Here is a 349-nt window from a genome sequence, read left to right as displayed (position 1 = left end):
AATGGACATTTACAGGTCGTTGGCCTTGACGCTAAAAGCCGGAAGCAGTATATGTACCATCCTGACTGGACAAAATTCAGGAATCTCACCAAATTCTATAAACTTCATGCCTTCGGGAAAGTACTCCCAAAAATAAGGGCTCGGGTAGATGAAGACCTGGACCTGCGGGGTATGCCGCAGCGAAAGGTACTTGCACTGGTGGTAAGGCTTATGGAGGAAACACATATAAGGATAGGCAATGATTCCTACGCCAGGCAAAATAAATCTTACGGTCTTTCAACATTAAGGAGCCGTCACGTGCAGATCTCCCGCGGAAAAATGAAATTCAATTTCACGGGCAAAAAAGGTA

1 pseudogene is annotated in these 349 nt (G+C 45.3%); it reads left to right on the top strand.

The window, feature by feature from the left end:
* Positions 1 to 349, top strand: a pseudogene (locus tag HC176_RS17985) (DNA topoisomerase IB); the annotation flags it as partial.

It is taken from the genome of Tamlana crocina (genome assembly GCF_012037625.1).
Note: the sequence above shows the minus strand (reverse complement) of the source record. Positions and strands in the feature narration are given on the sequence as shown.